Annotated in this window: 3 protein-coding genes and 1 pseudogene; 2 read left to right on the plus strand and 2 right to left on the minus strand. The window is 69.6% G+C overall.

Features of this window, described 5'->3' with window-relative positions; translation table 11 throughout:
• Window positions 1-997: 997 nt before the first annotated feature.
• Window positions 998-3,862: an AfsR/SARP family transcriptional regulator gene (locus tag ACZ6S5_RS34725; RefSeq protein WP_466006528.1), complete on the minus strand. Its 2,865-nt coding sequence runs from the start codon at window positions 3,860-3,862 to the stop codon at window positions 998-1,000.
• A gap of 290 nt (window positions 3,863-4,152) precedes the next feature.
• Here ACZ6S5_RS34725 and ACZ6S5_RS34730 point away from each other — a divergent pair, with 290 nt between their 5' ends.
• Window positions 4,153-5,274, plus strand: a complete 1,122-nt coding sequence (locus tag ACZ6S5_RS34730) for a HesA/MoeB/ThiF family protein (protein WP_466006529.1) — start codon at window positions 4,153-4,155, stop codon at window positions 5,272-5,274.
• On the plus strand, window positions 5,271-6,536 hold the full coding sequence (locus ACZ6S5_RS34735) for a hypothetical protein (RefSeq protein WP_466006530.1): 1,266 nt from the start codon (window positions 5,271-5,273) through the stop codon (window positions 6,534-6,536). The genes ACZ6S5_RS34730 and ACZ6S5_RS34735 overlap by 4 nt, the downstream gene beginning before the upstream one ends.
• A 153-nt stretch (window positions 6,537-6,689) precedes the next feature.
• Here ACZ6S5_RS34735 and ACZ6S5_RS34740 read toward each other — a convergent pair.
• Window positions 6,690-7,016: pseudogene (locus tag ACZ6S5_RS34740) on the minus strand (IS6 family transposase); the annotation flags it as partial.
• Window positions 7,017-7,156 lie beyond the last annotated feature (140 nt).

The raw sequence follows: 7,156 nt of genomic DNA on the forward strand, positions 1-7,156 counted from the left end.
CAACCCGAAACCGTTCGTGTGGACCAAGACCGCCGAGGAAATCCTCGACTCCCTCGCCCGATATTGTCGGCGAATTTCAGACGCGGGACACTAGCTACAGAGAAGCAAACCCAGGCGTACAGGACGACTCGTCCGTCGCCCAGCAGGCCAGCCGCTACTACATTGCGGCTGGCCTGCTGATTTGTCAGGTGCTTCTGGTCGTCCTTGTCGGCGTTCGACGGCCCGCATCGGCCCAGACGGCCCAGGGGCGGTCCAGGGACGGCCAGCTGCGGGTCGGCAGTCCTGCCGCGCTGCCCCATGGCGACCTTCGTCCCGGCCGGCTTCTATGGCCAGTACGCCTGGTGTGGAGTTTGCTGCTGGGTTCATCGGCTACGGCTACCGGCCGTGGCGGATGTCCTGCCGATCGGGCTGCTGCTCTCTGGTCCGGCTCTCGGCTGTTCGCCGAGGCCCGAGTGCGCGGCGAGATCCTGCCAGCCAGGGACTTCGATTCTCACGTGCGCTTCAACGCCCTGCGGTACACCGCTGACCTGCTCATCCCGGCGCGGAGCTTGGCGAGCGGGCCCACTTCCTGGCCATCGGCGCAGTCACCCTGCTCCTCGTCGGCCGCCGGCTCCGCAAGCCCGAGGGAGGCACCACCTGCTGACCGAACCCCAAGAAAGCACCCGCGCCGGCGGCGACAGCTTGTGCCGGCACCGCTGGCGCCGCATTTCGCTCAGGACAGCAACCAGCCCGGCAGATGTGCGTACTGAAGAGTTGAGTGGCGAAAACCCTGCGGAACAGCCCGTCCGTGAGATTTCACTGCGCAGGTCAGAAACGCCGGTCACTGAAAAGCTCAGAGAGAACCGACACGCGACAGCGCGGGGCGGAGTGCGCGATGGTGTCGTGAGCCGCTGGTCGAGTAGGGCGAGATGCCGCCAACCTGGCGTGAGCCTGCGGTCTTGCGCGCGATGCTCGTGTCGGCGTGCCCCGCCGACCCGAAGAGCGTACGGAAAGTGGACTACCGGTCTGTAGGCAGGGCGTTCAGCTTGGCCCGGACGGACTCGCTGTGGGATTGGTCGAGATCGGTGAGGATCGTCAGGGCCCGTTTCCACGCGACGCGAGCGGCATCGAGGTCACCTGCGGCGAGGTGGGCGTCGCCGACATGCGTCAGCGTATCCGCTTCATGGGCGCGGTAGCCGAGAGCGCGGAACAGGCTGAGGGCCTGCTGGTAGCAGTGCGCGGCGTCGTCGTACCGGCCAAGGTGGTGGTGGGCGTGGCCGAGACTGTCCCAGGTGGTAGCGGCACCGTAGCGGTCCTGTAGCCCTTGAAGCAGGGCGAGGGCCTCCTCGCAGTGGACGAGCGCGCTCGTGTGGTCGCCGATGAGGGTGTGGTACCAGCCGACCGCGTTGAGGGCGGTTGCCTGTCCGCGTTCATGGCCGGCCGCCCGGTACAGCGCCAGAGCCTGCCGGGCGTGGTCGAGGGCAGCCTCGAAGCTGTCCTGGTGCTCGCATAGGTATGCGAGCAGGCCATGCACGTACGCCTGCCCGGCCAGGTCGTGGCCGCTGACATACAGGTCGAGCGCCTGCCGGAGATGGTCGTGCGCGCTGGTTGGCCGGTTGAGCCGCAGGTCGTTGTGGGCGATGCCGATGTGTGCGCCTGCCTGCGCGGCCCGGGAGCCGAGGCGGTTCGCGGATTGGAGCGCGGTGTGCCACGCTGCGGACCGGTCGTACCAGTACCCACGGCGCTCCAGGTACGTGTCGAGCGCCCAGGCGAGCTGCCATGCCTGCAGGTTGAAACCGGCGTCGGCCGCGCGCCGTAGGGCCGCGAGAAGGACGTTGCGCTCCGCGGCCAACCAGGCTTGCGCCTGCTGCTGGTCCACGAGCTTTACCGGCGTGCTGTCAGGCGACGGGGTGCCGAGGGTGACAGGGATCGGATCCCGGTGCGGGTGAATGAGCCGGTTCGCCGCGTGGGCGGTGTGGACGTAGTGGTCGAGCAACCGCGACAGTGCGGCCCGGCGCTCGAAGTGGCTGTGGGCGGCGGACATCTGCTCGGTGGCGTAGACGCGAAGAAGGTCGTGCAGGGCGTACCGGCCGGGGGCAGACTCAGCCAGCAGGTTCGCGCGTACCAGCTCGACTATCAGCCGCCGGGTCTGCGTCGGCGGTCGACCGGCGAGGCTGGCGACGGCGCGGGCGCTGACGTCCGGACCGGGCGGCAGGCCCAGCAAGCGGAACAGCCGGGCCGCGCCTGAGGTCAGGGCCGCGTAGGACCAGGAGAACACCGCGCGGACCTGGCTGGTCGGGTCGCCCGCGTCCAGAGCGTCCAGCCGACCGTGGACGTCGTCGAGCTCACCGGCAATCGCGGCGAGCGGGAACGCGGTCTGCTGTGCCCGGGCGGACACGATGGCCAGCGCGAGTGGTAGCCGCGCGCACGCGTTGATGATGTGCTCGACCGCCTCGGGTTCCGCGGCGACCCGGTCGGCGCCGAGCCGGTGAGCGAGCATCTGCCGCGCCTCCGCCGGGGATAGCACATCCATGGCGAATGGGCGGGCGCCGTGGAGGGTGACCAGCGGGCTGAGCTGGTTGCGGCTGGTTACTACGGTCAGCGAGGTGGCTGTGCCGGGAAGCAGAGGACGGACCTGTTCAGCATCACGGGCGTTGTCCAGCATGACGAGCACCCGTTTGCCGGCCAGTAGGCTACGGTACCGCGCCGCCTGCACGTCCAACTCGGCCGGTATCCGCTCAGCGGGCACCCCGAAGGCTTCCAGGAAGCCGCGTAGGGCGTCTGTCGGCCGCACTGGCACACCGCCGGGATCAAAGCCACGCAGGTTGACGTACAGCTGGCCGTCGGGGAACCGGCCGGCCACCCGGTGCCCCCAGTGCACCGCCACGGTGGTCTTGCCGACGCCGGCGGTGCCGGAAACGGTGGCGATGACCACGGCGGTAGGAGGCTGCGCTGACTCGCCGAGTAGAGCGTCGAGACCAGCCAGGGCTTCGGTGCGGCCCACGAAGCCGTGCACGTCCGCGGGAAGCTGCGCGGGCAGCGGGGTGACGACGGGCGGGGTCGCCGGGGGAGCCGCCATGGGCGCTATCCCCGTCGATGACGCCAGCGGCGGGAGTGGTTCGCCACGCAACAACGCCTGGTAGAGCGACTGGAGTTCCGGCTCGGGATCGACGCCCAGCGCTTCGGCCAGCCGTGTGCGCAGCCCGGTGTACTCCTGCAACGCGTCAGCGGTACGCCCGAGAGCGTGCTGGGCCCGCATCAGGGCGGCGGTGACCGACTCTACGAGCGGGTGCTGGGCGGCCAGATCGGCCAGCGGCCCGATGGTGGCGGCCACGTTGTGCACCGCCATCTCCGCTTGCGCCCACGCCACCACCGCATCCAGGCGCTCCTTCGTCCAGCTGTCGCGCATCCGCGCAGCCCACTCGCCGGCGATGCCAGTCAACGGCGCACCGCGCCACAATGCGACCGCCGCCCGAAGTACGGCCAGCCGCTCCTGGTTGTCGTGGGTTTTCCCGGCCCGGAGCACCAGTCGACGGAACCGGTGCAGATCCACCCGTTCCTCGTCAACCTCCAGCGCGTACCCGCCAGATCGATGGACGAGCCGCGGCGGAGCGGCGGTGCCGGCCGCCTGCCGTAACACCTGGCGGATCCGGGTGACGTGAGCCCGGATACTGCCCCGCGCATCGACCGGCGCATCCTCCCCCCACACCCGGTCGACCAGGGTGTCCCACTCCACGACCCGGCCGGCGTCCACCGTCAGCGCCGCCAGCACCGACCGCTGCCGCGGCGGGCCGGTATCGACCGGCTGATCTCCGCCGATCACCTGTACCGGACCGAGCAGCCGGTACTCGACCGCCACACTCCCCGCGGGCAACCATCGCACGGCATCAGCCACCTTCCGGACCACAACGATTCCACAACGCGGCAACCCATCGTCGGCTGCGACTCTTGCCGCGACCATCAGCGACGGTGCTCCCAGCGGGGGCGTCGTAGAGCGGTCCCGGTCAGTCGTATCGAGCGAGAAAGGAGGCAGAGATGAAGATCATCGTCCGCGCGGTTGAATCGGTGAAGACCACCCAGTGGCCCGACTCCTGACAACGCCAGATGGGTGGCCGCCGACAGCCGACGGCGGCCACCCACTGTTCCAGCGCAACGGGACCAAGGGGGACTGCGATGCGTATCGGCCTGAAGGACTGCGAGTGGGAGCGCGCCGGCAACGATCTCATCCTGGTCTGCGATCCCAGCCGCTCAGTGAAACTGGACGACCCCGACAGCCAGGTGGAAACCCTGCTGACCGCCCTACGCGACCATCCTGGAACGCCCACCGAGCTGCGCGCGGCCCTCGCCGCCGACGGGCTTGAGGTGAGCGTCGACGAACTGACGGGCGCGCTGAACGCACTCGACCAGCTCCGGTTGGTGCGGGATCTGGACCGGTTCGCCGACCGCGCACAGGCCGGCCGGGACTTCAGCAACCTCGCTTTCTTCGAGCTGTATGCCTCGCTGGAGACCAGCGAGAGCGACATGCAGCAGGGGGTGCGGAACGCACACGTCCTGCAACTCGGCACCGGTGGGCTCGGCTCCAACGTCCTGCAGAACCTGGCTGGACTCGGCGTCGGCCGACTCACTCTTGTGGACAACGACGAGGTGGAGCCCAAAAACCTCGCCCGGCAGTTCCTGTACCGGGAAGCAGACCTCGGCACCTCCAAGGTTCACCGCGCGGCCGAATGGGTGCGCGCCTTCCACTCCGACATCACGGTCGACGCGGTACGTCGCTGGATCGGCGGCCCCGGCGACATCGTGGATCTGCTGACCGGCGTCGACCTGGTGGTCTCCGGTGTCGACCAGGGCGAACGCATCGACAGCTGGGTCAACGAGGCCTGCGTGCGCGCCGGTGTGCCGTGGGTGCGGGGAGGCATGATCGGCTCCCAGCTGATCTACTTCTCCGTCGATCCGGGCCGCAGCGCCTGCTACGAATGCCGCATCCACGCCTACGGGGACGGGAAGGGCGTTGAGGCGTCCGTACTGGCGCCTACCGCCGTGACCGCACAGCAGCTCAGTGCCCGCATCCCGCGGGTCAACCGGGCCAACGGACCGTCGGCCGCGTTGATCGGGTCGCTCGTGGCGTTCGAGGCGCTGCGCTACCTCACCGGCTACGAACCGCCGTACGCAGCCGGTGCCGAGGTGCTCGTGGACCTATCTGGCGGCTGCCACCAGCGCCGGGAACCGTGGCCCCGCAACGCCGCCTGCGCTCTGTGCACGGCGGCCCGCGCCCGGACAGCCCTCACGCCGGCATGACCAAGCCGACGAACCCGCAGACCCTGCCGGCGGAGCAGCCCGAAACCATCGTGCGGCTCCGTCCACTGTCGGTCATCGAGGAGGGTGATGATGTCCTCATCGGCGACCCGGAGCGGGGCAGCTACTTCGCGGTGCCCGCCGTCGGTGGCGTCGTGGTCCGGGCGCTGCTGGACGGTGCCACCGTCGAGGAGGCCGGGGCACGTGCCGCGACGTTCGCTGGCGAGCCGGTGGACATGGCCGACTTCATCGCCGTGCTCACCGAGCTGGGATTCGTCGACACCGACGACCCGGCGGTGCCGGTGCCAACCGCTGCAATACAGCAACGCGCCTGGACCACCGGGCCACCGGCGGCAGTAGTCCGGCCACTGTTCTCCCCCGTGGCATGGTGTGTCTACACCGCCGCCGCCGTCTGGGTCATCGCTTGCCTCGTGCTGCGCCCGGACCTGTGGCCACGCCCGACCGATCTTCTGATCACCGGTGACATCGGCACCAGCCTGCTGATCATGCTGCCGGCCACGTACGTCCTGGTGGGCGTACATGAGATGTGGCACTGGCTCGCCGCGCGGGCGCTGGACCTGCGCACGCGGTTCGGTATCGACCGACGGCTGTTCTTCCTCGTCTTCGAGACAGACCTGTCGCAGCTGTGGGGCGTCCCGCGCCGCAAGCGGTACGGACCTCAGCTCGCCGGGCTCGCGATCGACATGGTCGTGCTCGCGGCGCTGCTGGCCGGCCAGATTGCTTTCGGGCCGGTACGCCCGCTCCCGGCGCTGGTGTTCGTGCTCGTCGCCAGCACGCTGTGGCAGTGCATGGTGTTCCTGCGCACCGACCTGTACGCCGTCCTGGTCACCGCGACCGGCTGCCGCGACCTGTGGCGGGTCAAGTCGCTGCTGCTGCGGCGGGCCTTCGGCCGCCTCAACGAGCGGCAGTGCGCCGAACTGGAGCAAGCCGATCCCCGTGACATCCATGTCGGCAACTGGTTCCGCTGGCTCTGGCTGGCGGGGTGCCTGGTCGCCGCAGGTTACTTCGTACTGTTCTACCTGCCGCTGCTGTTGTACGTCGGCCGACGGGCGGGCGACGGGCTGGCGGCGGGAGTCGGCACCACCCGGTTCTGGTGGGGCCTGCTCACCGCGGTCATGGTCTACACCCCGGTCCTTGCGACGCTGGTGATCGTGTTCAAGACGGTACGACAGCGCGCCCTCGGCGCCGGCGATGCGGCTGCCTCCGCACAGGAGCCCCGGCAACCGAGGGCGCCAGTTGGTTGAGTCGGTGCTTCCTGCCTTGTTGTCATCGGTCGACCGGGCCGTGGATGTGGCCGGAGTGGCGCCAGACGGTCCGGTGACCATCAGCATCGACAGATCGGTGCCGGAGCTCATTGGTTAGCTGGAGATGACTCGATTTCTGTGACAGCGAGTGGGTCCGTGCTGGTCGACTGCGCGGTAGACGTAGCGCCACACGCCGTTGACCTTGACGCAAGTCTCGTCGACGAACCACCGGTCACCTGGTGAGTGGCGAGCGAACCGGGCGGCGTCTGCCAGCAGCGCGGTGAACCGCACCCACCGGAACACGGTGACGTGGTCAACCTCGACACCGCGCTCAGCCAGGAGTTCCTCCACGACCCGGTAGGACAGGTTGTAGCGCAGGTACCAGCGGACCGCGAGGACGATCACCTCCGCGGGAAACCGGAACCCGGTGAACGCCGACGTCGGTGGAGACCAGGGACGACGACGACTCGACCGCTTCACTCGTCAAGCCTGCCTGGGGCCCCGGATACGGGCAACGCAACGGACCGCGGGGGGGGGGGGGGGGGGGGGGGGGGGGGGGGGGGGGGGGGGGGGGGGGGGGGGGGGGGGGGGGGGGGGGGGGGGGGGGGGGGGGGGGGGGG

The sequence above is a fragment of the Micromonospora sp. NPDC051924 genome (assembly GCF_055586005.1).

What these genes read in the sequence shown, in the direction of transcription:
- ACZ6S5_RS34735 (WP_466006530.1), top strand. Translation starts at nt 5,271, where the DNA reads ATGACCAAGCCGACGAACCCGCAGACCCTGCCGGCGGAGCAGCCCGAA.
- ACZ6S5_RS34730 (WP_466006529.1), top strand. Translation starts at nt 4,153, where the DNA reads ATGCGTATCGGCCTGAAGGACTGCGAGTGGGAGCGCGCCGGCAACGAT.